The organism is Flavobacterium sp. 123, assembly GCF_003634825.1.
GTDB lineage: Bacteria > Bacteroidota > Bacteroidia > Flavobacteriales > Flavobacteriaceae > Flavobacterium.
Map to the genome: position 1 here is coordinate 343,818 of NZ_RBXD01000001.1, position 20,754 is coordinate 364,571.

General features: G+C 33.0%; 22 protein-coding genes. 14 read left to right on the top strand and 8 right to left on the bottom strand.

Annotated features, from left to right (window positions below; translation table 11 throughout):
- The first annotated feature begins 33 nt into the window (after positions 1-33).
- From C8C88_RS01600 to C8C88_RS01615, 4 genes are all read left to right on the top strand, one after another.
- Positions 34-2,607: a cation-translocating P-type ATPase gene (locus C8C88_RS01600; protein WP_121336457.1), complete on the top strand. Its 2,574-nt coding sequence runs from the start codon at positions 34-36 to the stop codon at positions 2,605-2,607.
- Positions 2,608-2,816: 209 nt separating this feature from the next.
- Entirely contained in the window at positions 2,817-3,599 is a 783-nt protein-coding gene (locus C8C88_RS01605; protein WP_121336458.1) for an ABC transporter permease, read from the top strand.
- Positions 3,600-3,614: 15 nt separating this feature from the next.
- Positions 3,615-4,361, top strand: coding sequence for an ABC transporter ATP-binding protein (locus C8C88_RS01610; RefSeq protein ID WP_121336459.1), 747 nt, complete (start codon positions 3,615-3,617; stop codon positions 4,359-4,361).
- 8 nt (positions 4,362-4,369) lie between these two features.
- Positions 4,370-5,365 (top strand): MlaD family protein, encoded by a 996-nt coding sequence (locus C8C88_RS01615; protein ID WP_121336460.1) that lies wholly within the window; start codon positions 4,370-4,372, stop codon positions 5,363-5,365.
- A gap of 37 nt (positions 5,366-5,402) precedes the next feature.
- Here the strand turns inward: C8C88_RS01615 and C8C88_RS01620 are convergent, their stop codons facing one another.
- Both C8C88_RS01620 and C8C88_RS01625 read right to left on the bottom strand, forming a co-directional pair.
- The gene (locus tag C8C88_RS01620; protein WP_121336461.1) at positions 5,403-6,527 is read right to left on the bottom strand and encodes a cysteine desulfurase family protein; all 1,125 of its coding nucleotides are present in this window, start codon (positions 6,525-6,527) and stop codon (positions 5,403-5,405) included.
- An 8-nt stretch (positions 6,528-6,535) separates the two neighbouring features.
- Positions 6,536-7,456 carry an EamA family transporter gene (locus C8C88_RS01625; protein WP_121336462.1) on the bottom strand — a complete coding sequence of 307 codons (921 nt, stop codon included), beginning with the start codon at positions 7,454-7,456 and terminating at the stop codon, positions 6,536-6,538.
- 200 nt (positions 7,457-7,656) lie between these two features.
- Between C8C88_RS01625 and C8C88_RS01630 the strand changes: the two genes are divergently transcribed.
- Positions 7,657-8,616, top strand: coding sequence for a hypothetical protein (locus C8C88_RS01630; RefSeq protein WP_121336463.1), 960 nt, complete (start codon positions 7,657-7,659; stop codon positions 8,614-8,616).
- A 118-nt stretch (positions 8,617-8,734) separates the two neighbouring features.
- On the opposite strand, the gene C8C88_RS01635 is transcribed toward C8C88_RS01630, so the two are convergent.
- Entirely contained in the window at positions 8,735-9,286 is a 552-nt protein-coding gene (locus C8C88_RS01635) for a Smr/MutS family protein (protein ID WP_121338521.1), read from the bottom strand.
- Positions 9,279-9,461 carry a hypothetical protein gene (locus tag C8C88_RS01640; RefSeq protein WP_121336464.1) on the bottom strand — a complete coding sequence of 61 codons (183 nt, stop codon included), beginning with the start codon at positions 9,459-9,461 and terminating at the stop codon, positions 9,279-9,281. Before C8C88_RS01640 ends, C8C88_RS01635 begins: the two co-directional genes overlap by 8 nt.
- A 101-nt stretch (positions 9,462-9,562) precedes the next feature.
- Here C8C88_RS01640 and C8C88_RS01645 point away from each other — a divergent pair, with 101 nt between their 5' ends.
- Positions 9,563-9,841 carry a DUF2752 domain-containing protein gene (locus C8C88_RS01645; protein ID WP_121336465.1) on the top strand — a complete coding sequence of 93 codons (279 nt, stop codon included), beginning with the start codon at positions 9,563-9,565 and terminating at the stop codon, positions 9,839-9,841.
- Between the two features lie 11 nt (positions 9,842-9,852).
- On the opposite strand, the gene C8C88_RS01650 is transcribed toward C8C88_RS01645, so the two are convergent.
- Positions 9,853-11,124, bottom strand: coding sequence for an NRAMP family divalent metal transporter (locus tag C8C88_RS01650; protein ID WP_121336466.1), 1,272 nt, complete (start codon positions 11,122-11,124; stop codon positions 9,853-9,855).
- A gap of 337 nt (positions 11,125-11,461) precedes the next feature.
- Here C8C88_RS01650 and epsC point away from each other — a divergent pair, with 337 nt between their 5' ends.
- The 5 genes from epsC (at position 11,462) to C8C88_RS01675 (ending at position 15,650) form a co-directional block, all read left to right on the top strand.
- Positions 11,462-12,253 carry a serine O-acetyltransferase EpsC gene (gene epsC / locus C8C88_RS01655; protein WP_121336467.1) on the top strand — a complete coding sequence of 264 codons (792 nt, stop codon included), beginning with the start codon at positions 11,462-11,464 and terminating at the stop codon, positions 12,251-12,253.
- 1 nt (position 12,254) lies between these two features.
- Complete coding sequence (gene cysM, locus C8C88_RS01660; RefSeq protein WP_121336468.1) at positions 12,255-13,142, top strand: cysteine synthase CysM; 888 nt, start codon at positions 12,255-12,257, stop codon at positions 13,140-13,142.
- A gap of 303 nt (positions 13,143-13,445) precedes the next feature.
- Positions 13,446-14,138 carry an SGNH/GDSL hydrolase family protein gene (locus C8C88_RS01665; RefSeq protein WP_233549302.1) on the top strand — a complete coding sequence of 231 codons (693 nt, stop codon included), beginning with the start codon at positions 13,446-13,448 and terminating at the stop codon, positions 14,136-14,138.
- A 25-nt stretch (positions 14,139-14,163) separates the two neighbouring features.
- Positions 14,164-15,150, top strand: a complete 987-nt coding sequence (locus C8C88_RS01670) for an aldo/keto reductase (protein WP_121336470.1) — start codon at positions 14,164-14,166, stop codon at positions 15,148-15,150.
- Positions 15,151-15,206: 56 nt separating this feature from the next.
- Positions 15,207-15,650, top strand: a complete 444-nt coding sequence (locus tag C8C88_RS01675; protein ID WP_121336471.1) for a hypothetical protein — start codon at positions 15,207-15,209, stop codon at positions 15,648-15,650.
- A 76-nt stretch (positions 15,651-15,726) separates the two neighbouring features.
- Here C8C88_RS01675 and C8C88_RS01680 read toward each other — a convergent pair whose 3' ends face one another.
- Positions 15,727-16,137 (bottom strand): OsmC family peroxiredoxin, encoded by a 411-nt coding sequence (locus C8C88_RS01680; RefSeq protein WP_121336472.1) that lies wholly within the window; start codon positions 16,135-16,137, stop codon positions 15,727-15,729.
- Between the two features lie 256 nt (positions 16,138-16,393).
- Here C8C88_RS01680 and rlmD point away from each other — a divergent pair, with 256 nt between their 5' ends.
- Genes rlmD through C8C88_RS01695 form a run of 3 tightly spaced genes read left to right on the top strand, consistent with a single transcriptional unit; the run spans position 16,394 to position 19,196 of the window.
- Positions 16,394-17,806 (top strand): 23S rRNA (uracil(1939)-C(5))-methyltransferase RlmD, encoded by a 1,413-nt coding sequence (gene rlmD, locus C8C88_RS01685; RefSeq protein ID WP_121336473.1) that lies wholly within the window; start codon positions 16,394-16,396, stop codon positions 17,804-17,806.
- Positions 17,807-17,845: 39 nt separating this feature from the next.
- On the top strand, positions 17,846-18,385 hold the full coding sequence (locus C8C88_RS01690; protein ID WP_121336474.1) for a DUF6452 family protein: 540 nt from the start codon (positions 17,846-17,848) through the stop codon (positions 18,383-18,385).
- A 19-nt stretch (positions 18,386-18,404) separates the two neighbouring features.
- The gene (locus C8C88_RS01695; protein ID WP_233549303.1) at positions 18,405-19,196 is read left to right on the top strand and encodes a DUF6048 family protein; all 792 of its coding nucleotides are present in this window, start codon (positions 18,405-18,407) and stop codon (positions 19,194-19,196) included.
- Positions 19,197-19,274: 78 nt separating this feature from the next.
- Here the strand turns inward: C8C88_RS01695 and C8C88_RS01700 are convergent, their stop codons facing one another.
- Both C8C88_RS01700 and C8C88_RS01705 read right to left on the bottom strand, forming a co-directional pair.
- A complete protein-coding gene (locus tag C8C88_RS01700; RefSeq protein WP_121336475.1) occupies positions 19,275-19,511 on the bottom strand; it encodes a hypothetical protein in 237 nt (78 codons plus the stop codon).
- A gap of 27 nt (positions 19,512-19,538) precedes the next feature.
- Positions 19,539-20,717 carry a class I SAM-dependent RNA methyltransferase gene (locus C8C88_RS01705; RefSeq protein ID WP_121336476.1) on the bottom strand — a complete coding sequence of 393 codons (1,179 nt, stop codon included), beginning with the start codon at positions 20,715-20,717 and terminating at the stop codon, positions 19,539-19,541.
- Positions 20,718-20,754: the final 37 nt, after the last annotated feature.

The window sequence follows — 20,754 nt, forward strand, 5'->3', positions numbered from 1 at the left end:
TTTTACTAAATAATAAAAGTAAAAATCAACAACATGAATTGGCATTTAATCCCTATTTCGGAAATAGCCCAGTTGTTGAATTCAACTCCTTCCGGTATTGATCACGATACCGCATCACAACTCCTTGTGCAACACGGAAAAAATGAAATCGAGGACAAAAAAAAGAAAACCATTCTTCAAATGCTTTTCCATCAGTTTTTTGATTTCATGATTCTTATTCTGATTGTAGCAGCTATTATCTCGGGAATTCTAGGAGATCTTACAGATACCATCATTATCATAGCCATCATAATTATTAATGCTATTGTTGGACTCATACAGGAATATCGGGCAGAAAAAGCGATGGAAGCACTAAAAAAAATGATTGCTAATAACGCTCGTGTTTTACGACAAGGCAAAATGATGGATATTCCTGTTTATAATATTGTACCAGGCGATGTTGTGGCACTTGAAGTTGGAAACAGTATTCCTGCTGATGTTCGATTTTTTGAAACCCATCAACTAGGCGTGGATGAATCTTCCCTTACGGGAGAATCTAATAATGTATATAAACATTCTGATATCCTTCCTGAAACAGAATATTCCATTGGAGATTTAACGAATATGGGGTTCAAAGGAACCTTCATAACTACGGGTCGTGCATTAGCCTATGTTGTTGCTACTGGTATGAATACAGAACTCGGACGGATTGCAAAAATGATTCAAAGCGAAGAAGTTACAACTCCTTTACAAAAACGACTTACTGCTTTTGGCAAAAGATTATCAGTAGTCATTCTTATCATTTGTGCTATTGTTTTTCTAATAGGCTGGCTTCGGGGAGAATCTGCTTTAACTATGTTAATCACCGCAATTTCTTTAGCTGTAGCTGCCATACCCGAAGCACTCCCCGCCATGATCACGATAGCGCTAGCTTTTGGCGCAAAGCGATTAGTAAAAAGCAATGCACTGATTCGTAAACTGCCTGCAGTGGAAACCTTAGGATCTATAACACACATTTGCACGGATAAAACCGGGACACTCACCTTGAATAAAATGACTGTGGAAGAAGTTTATGAAACTTCAGAAAAACACCACTACCTCAATTACTCAGATGAATCTGCCCTACTTCAAGCTATGGCGTTGAGTAATGATGTTTCAAAAGATAAAAATGGAAATTGGCTAGGAAGTGCTACAGAAATTGCATTGGTAAAATTTGCTTCCAATAAAAATTTAGAGAAAAACTATTTAGAAGAGAAATATCCTAGAATTGCGGAACTACCCTTTGATTCTACTAGAAAAGTCATGACAACTTTACATCAACTCGATGATGGAATACTAGTGATTACAAAAGGTGCTGTGGATGTTTTACTTAATAAATTAGCAAATCAATCCCAGACTAAAATTTCGGAAATTGAAAAAAAAGTAAACGAAATGGCAGAAAAAGGATTCCGAGTATTAGGATATGCTATACGAATACTTCCTTATTTGCCTGAAGAACTAAATACTGATGAAATAGAATCAGACTTAACATTAATAGGTTTTGCCGGAATGATTGACCCGCCTAGAGATGAAGCCAAACAAGCGGTATCCGAATGTAAAAAAGCAGGAATAATTCCAATCATGATTACTGGAGATCACAAATTAACAGCAAAAGCTATTGCTGAAATATTAGGAATAATTACTACCAAAGAAGATTTAGTACTAACAGGAACCGAATTAGCAAAATTAAGCCCTAAGGAATTTACTCAAATCATAGATCAAGTTCGGGTTTATGCACGAGTAAATCCAGAACAAAAATTAAGAATCATTACTGCTTTGCAAGCCAAAAACCATTTTGTTGCGATGACAGGCGATGGCGTAAACGATGCTCCAGCGCTTAAAAATGCCGACATAGGTATTGCTATGGGAATAAATGGCACCGAAGTTTCTAAGGAAGCAGCACATATGATTTTACTTGATGACAACTTTGCCACTATTGTTGTAGCTATAAAACACGGACGAAAAATATTTGACAACATTCTAAAATTCATCAAATACATCATGACTGGAAATTCAGGAGAAATTTGGGCAATTTTATTAGCTCCTCTTTTGGGTTTACCTATACCCCTTTTGGCAATCCACATTCTTTGGATTAATTTAGTTACTGATGGATTACCTGGATTAACATTGGCCTCCGAGCCCGCAGAAGCAGATATTATGCAAAGACTTCCTAGGAATCCAAAGAAAAACATCTTTGCTGGCGGCATGGCAATTCATATTTTATGGGTTGGTTTTTTAATGGGGGTCGTAACTTTAGGGATTCAAGCATGGGCAATACACAATCAAGGCACACACTGGCAAACTATGGCTTTCACCGTGCTTTGTTTCAGTCAATTAGGTCATGTATTAGCAATACGTTCGGACTGGAAATCTTTTTTCAAAATAGGTTTATTTGCTAATATACCCATGTTAGTTGCTGTATCAATAACTGTTGCCTTGCAATTACTTATTATTTACTTGCCGTTTTGCAATGAAATTTTCAAAACATCTCCCCTAACTTATTTTGAATTAGCTATAACACTAGCCGCATCTAGTATCGTGTTTTGGGCTGTAGAAATTGAAAAATGGATTAAAAAACAGCCTAAATAAATTGATTTTTTTATCCCTATAAAAATTCTTTCTACAAAAAAATTAGAAATCTACTTCCTAAATATTCTATTTCTAAAGAATTTAAAAAAGCTTTTCTTTCGACAAAGCGACAAAAAAATGACATAAAACGCTTCTCAAATATCAAATTATACGTATAATAATTGTATATTTGAGAAGCTATTTCTTATTAAAAATTAATTCATTTACTCATGAATAGTATTTTTAAAATAACAGAATTCTTTACTACTTTTTTACTTGAAATAGGCGAGTTATCCCTTTTTGCTGGTCGTTTTTTCAAAGAATCTTTCAAACGTCCTTTTGAATTCAGAGAATTTATTCGTCAGTGCTTTTATATGGGAAACCGTTCTTTGCTCCTTGTTGCGGTCACTGGTTTTATAATAGGTTTAGTTTTTACATTACAATCTCGTCCTACCCTACAAGAATTTGGTGCTGTTTCCTGGATGCCATCCATGGTAAGCATATCCATTATACGAGAAATAGGGCCTATCATTACGGCTTTGATTTGCGCTGGCAGAATTGGTTCTGGAATTGGAGCTGAACTAGGTTCTATGAGAGTAACAGAACAAATAGATGCGATGGAAGTTTCTGGTACTAATCCATTTAAATATCTTGTAGTTACCCGAATTATGGCTACAACCTTCATGCTTCCAATATTAGTTTTTTTTGGAGATGCCATCGCTCTTTTTGGTTCATTCATGGTCGAAAATGTAAAAGGAAACGTATCCTTTTTGTTGTATTACAATCAGGTATTTGAAGCGTTGGAATTTGGCGACTTAATTCCAGCAACTATAAAGACTTTCTTTTTTGGATTTGCCATAGGACTAGTAGGTTGTTTTAAAGGATATTATTGCAAAAAAGGGACTGCAGGTGTTGGATTAGCGGCAAATTCTGCCGTGGTTTACACTTCCATGCTATTGTTTATTATTGACTTTATTGCCGTTTTTGTTACGGATATATTTTACGATTTATAAAAAATAATTATAATCATGTCAGCAACAAATCAAAAAGTAATCATTGAAATCAAAGACTTGAAAAAAAGTTATGGGAACAATCATGTGCTTGATGGTTTTAATATGAACTTGAATGAAGGGGAAAACTTAGTTATCATGGGAAAATCGGGTTCTGGTAAATCCGTAATGATAAAATGTCTGATTGGATTAGAAGAACCAGATGCGGGAACTATTGAAGTAATGGGACAAGACATTAATAAGCTTGACCATGAGGAATTAGATGAACTAAGAACCGAAGTTGGTTTCTTATTTCAAGGAAGCGCTCTTTATGATTCAATGACCGTTCGAGAAAATTTAGAGTTCCCTTTACGACGACATACCAAAAAGTTTGGCGTAATAAAAGACACCACTCCATTAGTAATGGAAGCCTTAGAAAATGTAGGATTAGGACATACCGTTAATTTGATGCCAGAGGAACTTTCTGGAGGTATGAAGCGTCGAATAGCTTTGGCCAGAACATTAATTCTCCAACCAAAGATAATTCTATACGACGAACCAACTACGGGACTAGATCCAATAACAGCAAAGGAAATTTTGTTATTAATGATTTCGATTCAAAAAAAATACAATACTTCGGCGATTATAATTACACACGATGTGGATTGTGCCAGAGTAATTTCAAATAGAATGATTTTATTGGTTGATGGCATCAATTATGCCGAAGGTACTTTTGAAGAATTATCTGCTTCAACCGATCCTAAAGTGCAAGCTTTCTTTAAATAAATATAAAAATGGAAAAAACAACATCACAAAAAATACGACTTGGTCTTTTTGTAATATTAGGGTTATTAATTTTTATAATAGCTGTGTACTTCATTGGTGATAAACAAAAAATGTTTGGAAAAACAAATCATCTTACTGCTGTTTTTAATAACGTAAACGGATTAGAATTAGGTAATAATGTTCGGTATTCAGGAATAAACGTAGGTACCGTTCGAGGAATCGAAATGATAAACGATACCGCTATTCAGGTGGATATGATTATTGACAAAACTATTTTTTCCTATATCAAGCAAGACGCTGTTGCTATTATTGGTTCAGATGGCCTTGTTGGTAATATGGTTATCAATATTATTCCTGGAAAAGGCGATGGTCTTAAAGTTAAACCAGGCGATAAAATCAAGTCCATGAATCGGATTCGCACGGATGACATGCTTCACACACTTGGTGTAACTAATAAAAACGCCGCTAATCTTACTGCTGATTTACTTAAAATAACAAATGACATCAACAATGGAAAAGGAACTATAGGCCTATTAGTTCGAGATACTGTTTTAGGAAAAGATTTAAAAGAGACCATGCGTTATATAAGAACTGCAGGGAAAGGAACTTCTGAATTAGTAACTAAATTAAATAATCTTGTAAGTTCTTTAGATCAAAAAGATAACCTAATTGGGGTTATAAAAGATTCGGCTGTTGCCAATGATGTAAAAACTATTATCCGAAATTTAGAAAAATCAAGTTCTCAAATTGATAAAGTAGTCAACAATTTAAACAGTACCATTTTAAATGTTAAAGATGGAAAAGGCAGTTTGAACTATTTAGCAAATGATCCCGAATTAGTCCGAAAAATCGATTCTACTATGACAAATATCAATCAAGCAAGCTTTCGTTTGAATGAAGATTTAGAAGCCCTAAAACACAATTTCTTATTTAGAGGTTATTTCAAAAAACAAGAGAAAGCCAAATTGAAAGAACAAAAAAAGGAATCCGATAAAAAATATTAATTGCCAATACTATAAAAGGATATTGGTCAAAGTTTACTTAAATTGTTTTCAGAGCCTGAATCAATGTGTCAATATCTTCTTTGGTATTATAATGACTGAAGGAGATTCGCAAACTCGGTTTTTTTAAATCTTCATTTGAAAGCATTTCTGCCAAAACATGTGAGGGTTTTACACTTCCAGATTGACAGGCACTTCCGCGAGAAACAGCTATTCCTTTCATGTCCAAATGAAACAGAATCATCGATGTTTTATCTTCGGAAAAAGGCAAAAGCACATTCAAAACAGTATAAAATCCAGCTGCAGTTCCATTAATTTCAAAAGCAGGAAATTCAAGTTCAAGTTGGCTAATCAAATACGTTCTCAAAGCTGAAATTTGTGCGCTTTCTAATTCTAAATTTGCATACGAAATTTCTAGAGCTTTAGCCATTCCGGCTATTTGATGTAGAGCTTCTGTTCCCGCTCGCAATCCTTTTTCTTGTTCTCCGCCAAAAAATAAAGGTTGCAAACCTGAATTTTTACGTACAAAAGCAAATCCAACTCCTTTTGGCCCATGAAATTTATGAGCGCTAGCTACAATAAAATCAGCAGGGATTTTTTGTAAATCAATATTCGCTTTTCCTATAGACTGAACTGTATCCGAATGAAAAAGTGCGTTATGCTGTTTGCAAATAAGTCCAATTCGTTCTATGTCCAGAACGGTTCCTGTTTCATTATTGACATGCATCAAACTCACCAAAGTTTTAGTTTCCCGCGAAAGCAATTCTACTAAATTAGTAGTGTCGATAGCACCATTTGGCTTAACCGCAACATAATCAACTTGAATGCCAAATTCTTCTTGCAAAGCCATAACCGTATATAAAACGGCATGGTGTTCAATCTTGCTGGTAATAATTCGTTTAACTTTCAAATCTTTAACCGCAGAACGAAGTATCCAGTTATTTGCTTCGGTTCCACATGACGTAAAAATAAACTCTTGAGCCGAGATATTAAAATGCTTCGCAATTGACTTTCGGGATAACTCCAAAATACTTTTGGCATTTCGTCCAAAGCTATGTGTTGATGATGGATTTCCGTAGTCATCAGACATAACTTTAGTCATTTCATGAATAACCTCAGCACGAATGGCTGTAGTTGAAGCGTTATCGAGATATACTTTTTTCATTAATAAAATTATTTAGAATCGGCTATTTCAGACACTATTGTTTTTGTTTTTCTGGAGAAAATTAATTTCTCATTAAAAATAAGTATAGAAACCAAAATTAAAAAATAAGCAATCAATTGAATTATGTTTACTTTTTCTTTGTAATATAATATGGCAAGTAAAAAAGTAATTATTGGATTGATATAAATCATAATTCCTACCGCCGAGGAATTAATTCCATTTAATGCGAACAAATTTAAAAACAAGGGAATTATTGTAAATAACACTACAATAACTAAAAGACAGCTATAAAACAAAGGATCTACAGGAACTGCCCCACTATAATTTGGGTAAAAAGGGAGTAAAATTATTGCCGTAAAAAGCAATTGAATACTAAGAATCAAGAACTTATCAATTTCGGTATTTTTTCGCTGGCTTATTAAATACAATGAATAGGTTGCCGCTGTGATTAAACTATAAAAAATATCCTGAAAATGATTAAACGACAGTAGAATACAACTAAAAGTGCTTATTAAAACGGCTATCCATTGCCATTTACTTAGTTTCTCTTTTAATATAAAAAAAGCTAAAACAGTTGTCAAAATTGGACAAATTAAATAAGCCAAAGAAGCTGCTTTGACACTAACGTGATTCATTATATAGATAAAAACAAACCAGTTTAAAGCTAGAAAAACACCTCCGCCCAAAGTCAAATTAATTGTACTTCGTTTTTGGGTTTGCGTCATTTTTTTGAAATGATTCCAGTTTTTTTTCAATAGATTTCGGCGGAAAGTAACGTTTATAAAAAACATTAAAATCACACTGAAAAACACCCGATAAAACAAGATATCTAAGGAAGGATAATTATGCAAAGGCTTTAATGCTAGACTAAAAAATCCCCAGATAAAGAACGCTAAAAATGCGGAGAAATAGTATTTATTTAGTCTCATATTCGGTATAAATTAGCACAAAGATAATGATTTCTACTGGCTTTGAAATAAACTCCTCCTAGCATAGCGATTCATTTAGAAATCTATTAAACGCGAATGAAGGTGAAAAAGCTAAATTCAATGTTAAATTCAATGATTTTGAATTAGGAATGTAAATCAAACGGATTAAAAATTCTATTTTTGTTCCAAATTTTATAAAAATGAAAAAAGTTGTAAGCCTGTTGTTTTTTTTATTTGTTTTGAATAGCTGTGATGACGGTAATTTGGTTCAAGAAGATATTACTTTTGAAAATACAGCAACACAAAGTTGTAGTACAAACAACATCATTTACAAACTGAAAGACAAAGAAGCTTTAATTCTTGAAATTCCAGAAAGCTCTTTTATAAATGAGCCAACTTTAGAAGGATCTCCAAGAATAATAAATATTAGCAGCACAAATCGTGTTGTTTACCGCTTTTATAATGGAGCTGTTTCTGCAAATAACATTTGTGAAACTATTCCGCCAGCAACGCCAATAGTTACTGACCAATGGAATGCAACTAATGGTACCATACAAATAATCACATCCGCTGTAAAAAAAACGGATGCTGTAACAGGTAGAACAAAAATTACCGGTTACAACCATAACGTTGTATTTAAGAACATTACATTCGCTAAAAATAACGGAACGCAGGCCTATGAAACATTCCCTTTTGGTGATTATGTAACAACCGCTACTACACTACCTTTTGGTTTTGATGAAACAGTAGAACAATGTAGCAGTTCAAAACAAATATACAACTACACCAGTAGCGAAGCTTTGACATTAGACATCGATCCTGATTTGATTAAAAATGAGATCACTCCTTTAAATTCTCCTAGAACAGGAGTAATTGGTACTTCTATAAACAAGCTTGTGTACCGTTTATATTCAAATGGAGTATTGACGCCGGATTACTTTTGCAACGCTACTCTACCAATTCTTCCTTCAATAAGTCAAGAATGGATTGCAGAATCTGGTGTGACTAACGTAAGTGGTATAGTGGAAGTAACTACATCAAAAGTTCTTGAAACTTATGTTCACACAATAGTTCTTAAGAAGGTGACTTTCACAAAAGGCAATAGTGATTTTACGCTTGGAGATAGCTATACTTATGGTGAATTAATAACTACAAATTAGGCCTTTTTTTAAGTCTAAAAAAACAGATTAAAACAACCCTTTTATAACATAAAAAAACGTCAGTATATAGAAATTATACTGACGTTTTTTTATTGATTTTAATCCTCAAAAAATCGGATTATTTACTGTTTTGTTTTATAAAAACTTCTGTAGCTCCAAGTCCATATTTTTGATAATTGGCATCTTGAAAAGCAATATTATCATAACGCCCCAATAAAAAATCAAGCTCCGCTTTTAAGATTCCTTCACCAACACCATGGATAAAAACAATCTTTGGAATTCGATTTTTAATAGCAAATTCAATGTGGCGTTTTGCTGTTTCGGATTGTAACGTTAGAATATCATAATTAGACATTCCTCGTTTATTAGGAACTAATTTTTCGATATGCAAATCAAATTCTGGAGCCGAAATTTCGTTCTTATCTTTTCGTTCTTTAACAAAACTTCTAGGTTTAGGACTCTCTTTCATCTTATTTAATTCACTTGTATCAATTCTTCTAATAGAATCCATTAAGTTACTGGAATCGTTTACTTTAATTAATTCATTGACAAAAAATGTCATCACAAATCCGTCCTCAGTTTCGATGGTTACCTGCTTATCTTTGACCGATAAAACAACCCCATCAACTGCTTCATCAAGCACTGAAACTTTATCTCCTTTACTAAACATTATCATCTTCTTTATCTGGATTTTTACTTGGTGTCTTAGCGCTTAATTGCATCATTCCGTACATAAAAACAGCAATAGCAATTACCATAACATAGACATTTTTATCATTCGTACTTTGCTCATAAAAAGCAATTACTATAGCAATAATCATCATTGGAATTATAAACTTTTTCATCTTTCTAAATTTCAGAATTCAAAAGTAATGAATTTAAAATAGCCCTCTTTATTATTTCAATCGTTTCTTTTTTTTTCGTAAAATTGTAGAAAGAAAAACCATTGGATTTAGAAAAATATATGATGCCCTGCTTAAGCAAAACACTCTTCGGAATAGAGTGTTTAGGATGTGGTTTTCAACGTGCTTTACTCCTGCTTTTTAAAGGCGAATTTTCAATGGCTTTTCAGATGTATCCGGCCATTTATAGCAGCATTCTTTTTTTAGGATTTTTAGGATTTAGTTTTTTAGAAACTAGTAGAAATTACAAAAAAATACTTCTTGTATTAGGTAGCGTAAATGGGCTTTTTATGATCATCGGTTATTATTATAAACACTTTTAAATACACTCGAATCAATCTCCTGAAATTTGAAAGTAAATCAAAACCAAAGCCGAAACCGTCATAATAATTAAGGCTGAAAAACCAAGAAAATTTGATCTTCTGCTATTCGTAAAATCTCCCATTACTTTTTTGTTATTACAAATATGGAGAATAATAGCAATTAATACAGGAGCGGTCATACCATATAAAATCGCGGTATAAATCAATGCTTTTATTGGCGAAATACCAATGTAATTTAAAGACAATCCTAGAATCAATGAAATTGCAATCACAGCATAAAATGCTTTTGCTTCATGAAACTTTTTATCTAAGCCTTGCTCCCATCCAAAAGTTTCTGTGATAATGTAAGAAAGCGAACCACTAAGCACCGGAATTGCTAAAAGTCCCGTTCCTATAACTCCAATAGCAAAAAGCAAATAGGCTAAATCTCCTGCCAAAGGCTTTAATGCCATAGCGGCTTGCTCAACGGTATCTATCTGATGAATTCCTCCATTAAACAAAACAGTTCCCGTTGTTAGAATAATAAAATACATCACTAATCCTGAAAAAGACATTCCAAAATCAACATCTTGCTTCATTTCATGAATGATCTTCTTATCAACCATCAAATGTTTTTTCTTATGATTCATTTCTTCGACTTCCATTGTAGCTTGCCAAAAGAAAAGGTATGGCGAAATAGTTGTTCCTAAAATCCCAACAATGATGCTTACAAATTCCTTGTTAAACGCAATAGTTGGAATAAAAGTAGCTTTTGCAATTGCTAACCAATCTTGTTTGTATAAAAAAGGCACAATCAAATAAACCAAAAGAACAATGCACAAGTATTTTAAAGTAGCTGCAATTTTTTGATAAGGCAAATAAATAATTAAACCCAAAAGAATTATAGTAAAAACAACACTAAAATAAGTAGCTTCGATAGAAGGAAATAATAAATTACCAACGGCTCCCATTCCCGCTATATCTGCACCAATATTCATAACAATAGCTGGAAAACTAAACAACAACATCAGGTATAAAACAGGTCTAGGATAATTTTTCTTCAAAGCACCAGTCAAACCCAACGAAGTAACTAAACCAATTTTAGCACACATTTGTTGAATAGAAGCCATTAACGGGAATGCTATTATTCCGGTCCACAAAGTTGAAAGCCCATAAGCAGCACCTGCTTGCGAGTAAGTAGCAATCCCTGACGGATCATCATCACTAGCACCTGTGATTAATCCTGGACCAAGTATTTTCCAAAAACGTTTCAGCTTATTTGTGATTTTTTGTCTGTTGTTCATCCTAAAAATATTTTGTTATTCAAAATTAGAAAAACAGTCTGGCATTCAATTAATAACAGTGTTTCTCTTGCTAATTTACGGATTTAAAATCATTTTTTTACCAAAAACACCAAATGAGAAAATCATCCATATAAAACATTCAACACAATTGTAATTACAGCAAAAGCATTCTGAATTTGACTCTATAGCTACCAAATAACTATGAAGAAGAAAAAAATAATCCTCTCCAAAAACAAATTTCTCATCCTTAATAAAACATTCCTTGAAAATTTATTTCAACTTTCTCTAAAAACACCTTACTTTTACTGCTTTGATTTACTAATTCAACTTTATAATCGTGACAAAAAATCAGATTATCCAAGATATTGATTCTTTAAAGAGTCATTTTTCTATCAATTACAGCATCAAAACCAAGACAGAGGCTTTTACTGAAAAACTTTTCTATACCCTGTTTGATGCTAATGCTCACTTAGACGAAAGTATAAACGAGCTAGAAACTCTTTTTAAAGAAATTTCGGCAATCGCTTGTAAAAAGACAAACGCATTGTGTGATTCAAGCTGGAATAAATATGTTGAAAAACTACCTTCTGTACTTGAAAAACTCAATGAAGACGCCGCTTACATTCTAGAAAACGACCCTGCTTCAAACAGTATTGAAGAGGTTTATCTTGCTTATCCTGGATTTTATGCCATTGCTATTTATAGACTAAGTCATGAATTATATTTACTTGATTTATTGCTGTTTTCAAGATTAATGAGTGAATATGCACACCGTATTACAGGTACAGATATTCATGCAGGAGCTACAATTGCGTCTCCTTTCTTTATAGACCACGCAACAGGTATTGTAATTGGTGAAACTACTGTGATTGAAAAACATGTGAAAATCTACCAAGGAGTAACTTTAGGAGCATTAAGCATTACCAAAGAAATGAAAAACTCCAAAAGACATCCTACAGTTGAAAAAAATGTATGTATTTATGCCAATGCAACCATTTTGGGAGGAACGACCACGATTGGAAAAAACAGTATTATAGGTGGAAATTCATGGGTTACCAAATCCATTCCTGCAAATTCAATTGTAACAAACACCACTACCACAGAAGTAAAAGTAAAAGAGAAACATTAGCATGAAACCCAGAAAATTACTAGAATTAATAGGGAATACTCCTTTGGTGGAGAGTAGAAATTTAATTAAAAATCCAAACGTAAAACTATTACTAAAGCTCGAAGGAAATAATCCAGGAGGTAGCGTAAAAGATCGTGCGGCTTATTATATGATTGCTGGTGCATTAGAAAGAGGTGAGATTAAAAAAGGGGATAAATTAATTGAAGCAACTAGCGGAAACACTGGGATTGCTTTAGCCATGATAGCGCAATTATTCAATATAGAAATTGAATTAGTTCTTCCTGAGGATTCAACCATAGAGCGTACTCAAACCATGCGTGCTTATGGCGCAACTGTAATACTAACCCCTGCTAGTACTGGAATCATAGGTTCAAGAGATTATGCAGACAAAAAAGTTGCCGAAGGTGGATACATCATGCTGAATCAATTTGCAAATGATGACAACTGGAAAGCGCATTACAAAACAACTGGCCCAGAAATCTGGAATGATACTGAAGGAACTGTAACGCACTTTGTTTCTGCTATGGGAACAACCGGAACTATCATTGGAACTTCGACTTATTTGAAAGAGCAAAATCCTAATATCCAAATTATTGGTGCTCAACCAAGTGAAGGCTCACAAATCCCTGGAATCCGAAAATGGCCTCAAGAATATTTACCTAAAATTTTTGATGCCTCAAAAGTAGACACCGTAATTGAAGTAAGCGAACAAGAAGCACGCATCATGACCAAAAGATTAGCCCTTGAAGAAGGCGTTTTTGCAGGAATGAGCAGCGGAGGTTCTGTCACTGCAGCTATAAAGATTGCCGAAAAAATGGAATCTGGAGTAATTGTCGCCATTATTTGTGACCGTGGAGATCGTTATTTATCTTCGGATTTATTCGATTAAGTAACGATGCTAAAATAGCAGTTCATTTCAATAGAAAGCTTTAAAAAAATAAGTCTTTTTTTTTTAAACCATATAAGGTAATTTAAGTTTCAGTAGATACTATTTAACATACAATATACTTATATGGTTTAAATATTATTTCCCTATCTCATAGTGTTTATCATTTAAGTTTTAACCTATAATGTTTGAATTATATATTTATAACAACCATATTTTTAATTTTTACCTTACTAGTTCACAACATTTCCTGTAATAACATTTTTTATATCTTTATAAGCTAATTAATTTTAAATTTGGCTTCAAATGAAAAATACAATATTAATTTACTACATTCTATTTTTATTATTATTCATGGGAGGAAAAGTAAAAGCTCAAGACTGGCCTAATTTAAATAAATACCAAAACGAAAATACAAAACTTGCTCCTCCAGAGCCTGGTAAAAAAAGAATTTTATTTATTGGTGATTCCATAACTGAAATGTGGTCCACTACAGATCCTTCGTTTTTTTCAGGGAAACCATATATCAACAGAGGCATCGGAGGACAAACCACACCACAAATATTAGTTCGTTTTAGAGCTGATGGCATTGCATTACAACCAGCCGTTATCGTTCTATTAGCTGGTATAAACGACATAGCAGGAAACACTGGCCCTTCGACCATAGAAATGATTAGTGGTAATATTTTTTCGATGGCTGAACTTGCAAAAGCAAATAATATCAAAATCATTCTTTGCTCCGTATTACCTGCATATGATTTTCCTTGGAAACCTAACCAAAATCCCGCTGAGAAAGTAATTGCGCTCAATAAGATGATAAAAGAATATGCTGACGCTCACAACATCATATATTTAGATTATTATTCTGCTCTAGTTGATGATAGAAAAGGATTAAAACCAATTCATTCTGGTGATGGAGTTCATCCTAACAAACTTGGATATGAAATAATGGAACCTCTTGCTGAAAAAGCAATAGCTAAAGCCCTTTCTAAAAAATAAATTATACCCATAAAAACTAAAGAAAATGAACTATCGTAAACTAGGTAAGACTAATTTTAATATTTCCGAAATAGCGCTTGGTACTTGGCAAGTAGGCGGAAAATGGGGTTCGCCTTTCAATGATAAAACAGCTGATGAATTAATTAATACAGCTATTGATAACGGAGTTAATTTTATTGATACTGCTGATGTTTATGAAAATGGACTGAGTGAAACTGCCGTAGGTCGTGTAGTCCGCTCGCGTTCAGAACGCATATATGTGGCTACTAAATGTGGCCGCCATATTAATCCGCATGTAAATGAAGGATACCAACCTAAAGTTCTACAAAAATTTGTTGAAGACAGTTTAAAAAGAACTGGTTTGGAAGCTTTAGATTTAATACAACTACATTGTCCTCCTAACGAAGTGTTTTATCGCCCTGAGATTTTCGAATTATTTGACCGATTGAAAGAGCAAGGTAAAATTCTGAATTTAGGAGTAAGCGTAGAAAAAGTAGAAGAAGCTTTGAAAGCAATCGAATATCCGAATGTCACAACGGTCCAAATTATTTTTAACCTTTTTCGTCAACGTCCAGCCGAATTATTTTTTAAAGAAGCGAAAAAACGTGACATCGGTATTATTGCAAGAGTACCTTTGGCTAGTGGACTTCTTACGGGGTTGTTTAATTCAAAAACTACTTTTGAAAGCCAAGACCACAGAAATTTTAATAGAGATGGTGCAGCTTTTGACAAAGGAGAAACTTTTTCAGGAATCAACTATGAACTCGGTTTAAAAGCTGTTGAAGCTTTAAAAGCTTTATTTCCTGAAGCGTCAAATTTAGCTCCTATAGCTTTGCAATGGATTTTGAGTTTTAATGAAATTAGTTGTGTAATACCAGGAGCTTCAAAAGAAAGCCACGTACTATCAAATCTATCCGTGAATGATTTGCCTGAACTTACCCCTGAAAAAATTATGGCTATGAATGAAATTTACAACCATTACATTAAACCCGAAGTGCATCAGCTTTGGTAAAATAGTAACCGAGTCTCTTTTTATTTATAAAATATTTAAATCTCTTCAAAATAATAATGTTCAATAAATCTAATTTCAAAGAATGGTTTGATCGGTATAAATATGCAGAATTGTCTGCTACAACAGCCGCATTGACAAGTTCCCAATTTAGTAGAATATTTGATGGTTTAACCACAGCATACTTAATAACATTTACTGAATATGTCGCCTTTTATGGAGTCATTTTATTCATCGCTTATAAAAAGATAGTTGAGAACAACAAGCAGTTAAATAAACCTACGGCTTTTAAAGAACTGGTGCTTTTAATTCGGAATTTAATTTTAGAATTTGGCTACCCTGCTATTTTAGATTTTTTCATAATTCGTCCTTTTTGTATGTATTGGATGCCAATACTAAGCGGAAATTATTTCGCTGGAATACTTCTTGGCAAAATAACCGCAGATTCCTTTTTCTATTTTCTGGCAATCGTCAATTATGAACTGATTAAGAAAAGACAATAGTTTTGTTACTTGTATATAAATAAAATGCAACTACCAGATAAGATAGTTGCATTTTTATTTAGATTTTAAAGTTTCTTTAAACTAAAGTAGCTGTTGATGAAATTTCTGCATTTAATAATTTAGAAACTGGGCAGTTTTTTTCTGCTTTGGTAACCAATTCCTGAAAAACCTCATTTGAAATTTCTTTTATTTTAGCATTCACTGTCAACTTAGAACTTTTGATAGTTCCTTCTATAAGCTCAATAACACATTCTGTTTCAATACTTTCTACTTCAAAACCGGCTTCTCCGACAAAAGCAGAAAGTTGCATACTGAAGCAACCCGAATGTGCAGCAGCCACAAGTTCTTCTGGATTAGTCCCAATTCCTTCATCAAAACGGGATTTGAAAGAATATTGCGTATTTGCTAATGCTTTACTTTGTGTCGTTAATTTTCCAGTTCCTGCTTTAAGCGAACCGTTCCAAACTGCAGTGGCATGTCGTTTCATAACTAACTGATTTATAGTTTACTCAAATTTAATTCTTTTAAATAAAATCCCCTTTTATAATAAGTTATTTTAACAAAAATTTAAACGAAAATAGCTCCAATATTCTCAAAATCTCCTTTTATGAACTTATAAAATAGTACTCCTAAAACAGTATTTGAAATGAAAATTAAGATTAGGATTTAATAAAAAACACCTCTTATCAAAAATATTTCCCAATTTGAATTTATAAAACCATTCAAACCCTTATTTTTGCGCTATGGCAAAGAAAAATACAGACAAAGTTGTCTTTCATCAAATAAAAGTCCTTGATGCTGGTGCAAAAGGCGTATCCGTAGCGAAAGCTCCAGACGGAAAAGTAGTGTTTATCCCGAACGTGGTTCCTGGTGACGTAGTTGATGTGCAAACTTTCAAAAAACGCAAAGCGTATTATGAAGGAAAAGCAGTGAAATTTCATGAGTTTTCAGAACATAGAATTGAGCCTATTTGCGAACATTTTGGTGTTTGTGGAGGTTGTAAATGGCAGAATATGAAATATAGCCAACAATTGTTCTACAAACAAAATGAAGTAAAAAATCATTTGCAACGCATTGGAAAAATAGACCTTCCTGAATTTGAACCCATTTTAGGTTCAGAAAAACAGTTCTTTTATAGAAATAAAATGGAATTTTCGTTTTCAAACAGCCGTTGGTTAACCGAAGATGAAATCAATAGCACTGAAGATTTAGGAAACAAAAACGCATTGGGTTTTCATATTCCAAAAATGTGGGACAAAATCCTAGACATCAGCAAATGTCATTTACAGGAAGATCCATCTAATGCAATTAGAAACGAAATTAAAGCTTTTGCAAACGCAAATAATCTGACTTTCTTTAACCCTAGAGCACATGAAGGTTTGCTTAGAACATTGATGATTCGTACTGCTTCAACAGGAGAAATCATGGTTTTGGTTCAGTTTTTTGAAAATGATAAAGCAAATAGAGAATTACTTTTAGATCATGTTTATGCTACATTTCCACAAATCACTTCCTTACAATATGTGGTAAATAACAAAGCAAATGACACTTTATATGATACCAATATTAAATTATATAAAGGACGTGATTATATTTTAGAAGAAATGGAAGGTTTAAAATTCAGCATTAATGCTAAATCATTTTACCAGACTAACTCGGATCAAGCTTATGAATTGTATAAAATAACACGTGATTTTGCAGGATTAACAGGCAATGAAACTGTTTATGATTTGTATACTGGAACCGGAACTATTGCACAATTTGTATCTAAAAATGCCAAAAAAGTAATTGGTGTGGAAAGTGTTCCTGAAGCAATTATTGATGCTAAAGCAAATGCAGAACGAAATAATATTACCAATTGTGAGTTTTATGTTGGAGATATGAAAGTTGTTTTCAACGAAAGTTTCATTGCGCAACATGGAAAACCTGATGTTATCATAACTGATCCACCAAGAGATGGAATGCACAAAGATGTAATTGACCAAATCTTGAAAATAGAGCCTTCAAAAGTGGTTTATGTAAGTTGTAACTCCGCTACACAAGCAAGAGATTTAGCTTTAATGGACGAAAAATACAAAGTAAGCAGAGTGCGACCTGTAGATATGTTTCCACAGACGCATCATGTTGAAAATGTAGTACTTTTAGAAAGAAGATAAGATTATTAGTCACATTTGATGATAAAAAATAAATAGTACATGAAAAAAATAACCTTATTGTTATTAATCGCTTTGTTTTCTTTTTCGGGTTGTGAAAAGGATGATATTTGCGATGCCAATACCTCAACTACACCCAGATTGGTCCTAACATTTTATGACATCAACAATCCAAGTGTTTTGAAAAGTGTGACTAAGTTAAAAGTCGTTGGCGAAGGAATGACAGAAGGTATTGTTTTCAATGCTACTGCTACAGGTGATTCAAAATATTTGACTAGTGCAAATACTATTTCTATTCCTTTAAAAACAGATGCGGATACAACAACCTACAGTTTTACCTATAATTATGGGAACTCGAATCCTGCGTTAGTATTTGTGGATACAGTAACCATTAATTACTCTCGCAATACTATTTATGTCTCTAGAGCTTGTGGTTACAAAACTGTTTTTACTTTAAGTCCTAGCAATGCTATAATTCATACTGCTGTACCTAGTTCTTCAGACACATGGATGCGATATATTTCGGTTGAAAAAACTAACATAGAAAATGAAAATGAAACACACCTTAAAATATTCTTTTAGTTTTTTTCTCTTGTTAACTATGTGTTTAATTAATGCACAAGAAACAACCAAAACTAAACCTGAGACAACTCCAATAACCCGAACAGAAGAATTACTGCCTGAACCTCCAAAGAAAGTAACAAAAGCACTTCCTGTAGAGAAGAAAAAAGACAGTATTCCGCCAAAAACTTACCGATATGGGTTGCGAGTTGGTGTTGATTTATTCAAATTAACACGTGCTTTTTATGATCCAAATTACAAAGGAGTTGAATTTACAGGTGATTATCGAATCACAAAAAAATACTATTTGGCCGCCGAAATAGGAAATGAAAACAAAACCACCGAAGATGTCCGATTGAGCTCAACAGCCAAAGGAACCTACATAAAAGCTGGCTTTGATTACAATGCCTATGAAAATTGGTTGGATATGGAAAACATCATTTCGATTGGAATGCGTTATGGGGCAAGTACCTTTAGCCAGCAATTAAATAGCTATAAAATTTACAATCCAAATCCATATTGGGGTGAAGTTCCTGTAATTTCTGCTGGAGATAAATTTAATGGTTTAACGGCAAGTTGGTTAGAAGTAGTCGCGGGAGTAAAAGCGAAGGTTATTAATAATGTATTTGTGGGTTTTAGTCTTCAAATGAAAATGTTAATTTCGAATAAACAACCTGACAATTTTGAAAATCTTTATATACCTGGCTTTAACAGAACGTATAATGGTAATTTTGGAGTAGGTTTCAATTATTCTGTTTCCTATCTAATTCCTATTTACAAGAAAAAAGTTGTTTCTGAAACTCCAATTCTAAAAACTCCTGAAGTAAAATAACATTTTAAATCACAAAAATTACTGCATAAAAAAAGTGCCCATTTAGTTTTAAATGAGCACTTTTTCCTTTTTAGATAACTATCCTATTTCTTTAATTCCTTTTATAAAAATCCATTTCATAAATAGTTTTTCACCATCTCTGGTTTTAACTGCTTGAAATTTTGGAGACAAAAGAGTTCCTATTATAAAAGCAGCTAATGAAATATAAAATCCAGTTAAAGGAGTATAAACAGCTACTAAATATCTAAAAGAAGTGAATAAAATAGCAAAACAACCCAATTGGTATAGAAATGCTCGTACTTGTAATTTAGTCATTTTCTGGTTTAAAATTTAAGTATATAATTATTCTTTATCAGTATCCGATGCTATTTGAAACTTAGTTCTCTTGCTACCTTCGTACATTTCATACTTTACTAATCTAGCTTCTAAACTAGCATTAAAAAGTTTTATTTTACGAGAAGGTTTCAATCCTACAAATTTCAATGCTTCAAGATTTGCAGTAATGAACCAAGCATTAGTTCCTGGGTAATTTTTCTTTAATGTATCACCAATATTCTTGTAGAATTCTTCCATGTGAATATCCAAACGCTCATCATAAGGTGGATTAAAAACCATGTGTAATTTTCCTTGAGATGTTTTTTCAGTATCAAAAAAGTTCTTTTCTTCAATCGAAATATATTCGTCAAGATTTGCATTTCGCACATTATCTTTGGCTTTTTGAACTGCACTTGGTGCTTTATCATATCCTTTTATCGTATAATGAAACTCTTTTACTTTTTTCAATAAACTAGTCACAATCTGGTCAAATAAATCATTATCCCAATCGTTCCATTTTTCGAAAGCAAATTCTTTTCGGTTGATATTTGCTGGAATATTACATGCAATCATAGCTGCTTCAGCAAGAAAAGTTCCTGAACCACACATAGGATCTAAAAAATCACCTTGACCTTCCCAGCCCGAAAGTATTAAGATTCCAGCTGCTAAAACCTCGTTTATCGGAGCAATATTAGTTGCTGTTCTATACCCACGCTGATGCAATGAATTTCCGGATGTATCTAAGGCTACCGAAACTTGGTCTTTGTCAATATGAATGTTGATTCTTAAATCAGGATGTGCTTTATCAATACTTGGTCGTTGCCCAGTTCGTTCTCTAAACTGATCGACAATAGCATCTTTACATTTTTGCGAAACAAATTCAGAATGATTAAAATGCTCCGAATGAACCGTAGCATCAATCACAAAAGTCTGGTTGGAATTAATATATTTAGACCAATTTACTCCTGAAATTCCTTTATACAGCGCTTGTTCATTATTTGCTCTAAAAGAATAAATCGGTTTTAGAATTTTTAAAGCAGTACGCAAAGCTAAATTTGCTTTGTACATAAAACCTTTATCTCCTTTAAAACTAACCATTCTAACGCCTTGTTCTACTTCTTGTGCGCCTAAAATTTGTAATTCTTTTGCTAGTATTTCTTCAAAACCAAAAAAGGTTTTGGCAATCATTTTATAATTATTTTCCATTGTAAAATCAAGTATTCGTTGCAAAAATACACTAAAT

Coding starts and splice junctions, on each gene's coding strand:
- C8C88_RS01650 (WP_121336466.1), bottom strand. CDS start 11,124: ATGAACAACAGACAAAAAATCACAAATAAGCTGAAACGTTTTTGGAAA.
- C8C88_RS01700 (WP_121336475.1), bottom strand. CDS start 19,511: ATGACTAAATTACAAGTACGAGCATTTCTATACCAATTGGGTTGTTTT.
- C8C88_RS01620 (WP_121336461.1), bottom strand. CDS start 6,527: ATGAAAAAAGTATATCTCGATAACGCTTCAACTACAGCCATTCGTGCT.
- C8C88_RS01640 (WP_121336464.1), bottom strand. CDS start 9,461: ATGAAAAAGTTTATAATTCCAATGATGATTATTGCTATAGTAATTGCT.
- C8C88_RS01675 (WP_121336471.1), top strand. CDS start 15,207: ATGTTCAATAAATCTAATTTCAAAGAATGGTTTGATCGGTATAAATAT.
- C8C88_RS01670 (WP_121336470.1), top strand. CDS start 14,164: ATGAACTATCGTAAACTAGGTAAGACTAATTTTAATATTTCCGAAATA.
- C8C88_RS01625 (WP_121336462.1), bottom strand. CDS start 7,456: ATGAGACTAAATAAATACTATTTCTCCGCATTTTTAGCGTTCTTTATC.
- C8C88_RS01635 (WP_121338521.1), bottom strand. CDS start 9,286: ATGTTTAGTAAAGGAGATAAAGTTTCAGTGCTTGATGAAGCAGTTGAT.
- cysM (WP_121336468.1), top strand. CDS start 12,255: ATGAAACCCAGAAAATTACTAGAATTAATAGGGAATACTCCTTTGGTG.
- C8C88_RS01665 (WP_233549302.1), top strand. CDS start 13,446: ATGAAAAATACAATATTAATTTACTACATTCTATTTTTATTATTATTC.
- rlmD (WP_121336473.1), top strand. CDS start 16,394: ATGGCAAAGAAAAATACAGACAAAGTTGTCTTTCATCAAATAAAAGTC.
- C8C88_RS01605 (WP_121336458.1), top strand. CDS start 2,817: ATGAATAGTATTTTTAAAATAACAGAATTCTTTACTACTTTTTTACTT.
- C8C88_RS01695 (WP_233549303.1), top strand. CDS start 18,405: ATGTGTTTAATTAATGCACAAGAAACAACCAAAACTAAACCTGAGACA.
- C8C88_RS01600 (WP_121336457.1), top strand. CDS start 34: ATGAATTGGCATTTAATCCCTATTTCGGAAATAGCCCAGTTGTTGAAT.
- C8C88_RS01690 (WP_121336474.1), top strand. CDS start 17,846: ATGAAAAAAATAACCTTATTGTTATTAATCGCTTTGTTTTCTTTTTCG.
- C8C88_RS01615 (WP_121336460.1), top strand. CDS start 4,370: ATGGAAAAAACAACATCACAAAAAATACGACTTGGTCTTTTTGTAATA.
- C8C88_RS01680 (WP_121336472.1), bottom strand. CDS start 16,137: ATGAAACGACATGCCACTGCAGTTTGGAACGGTTCGCTTAAAGCAGGA.
- C8C88_RS01610 (WP_121336459.1), top strand. CDS start 3,615: ATGTCAGCAACAAATCAAAAAGTAATCATTGAAATCAAAGACTTGAAA.
- C8C88_RS01705 (WP_121336476.1), bottom strand. CDS start 20,717: ATGGAAAATAATTATAAAATGATTGCCAAAACCTTTTTTGGTTTTGAA.
- C8C88_RS01630 (WP_121336463.1), top strand. CDS start 7,657: ATGAAAAAAGTTGTAAGCCTGTTGTTTTTTTTATTTGTTTTGAATAGC.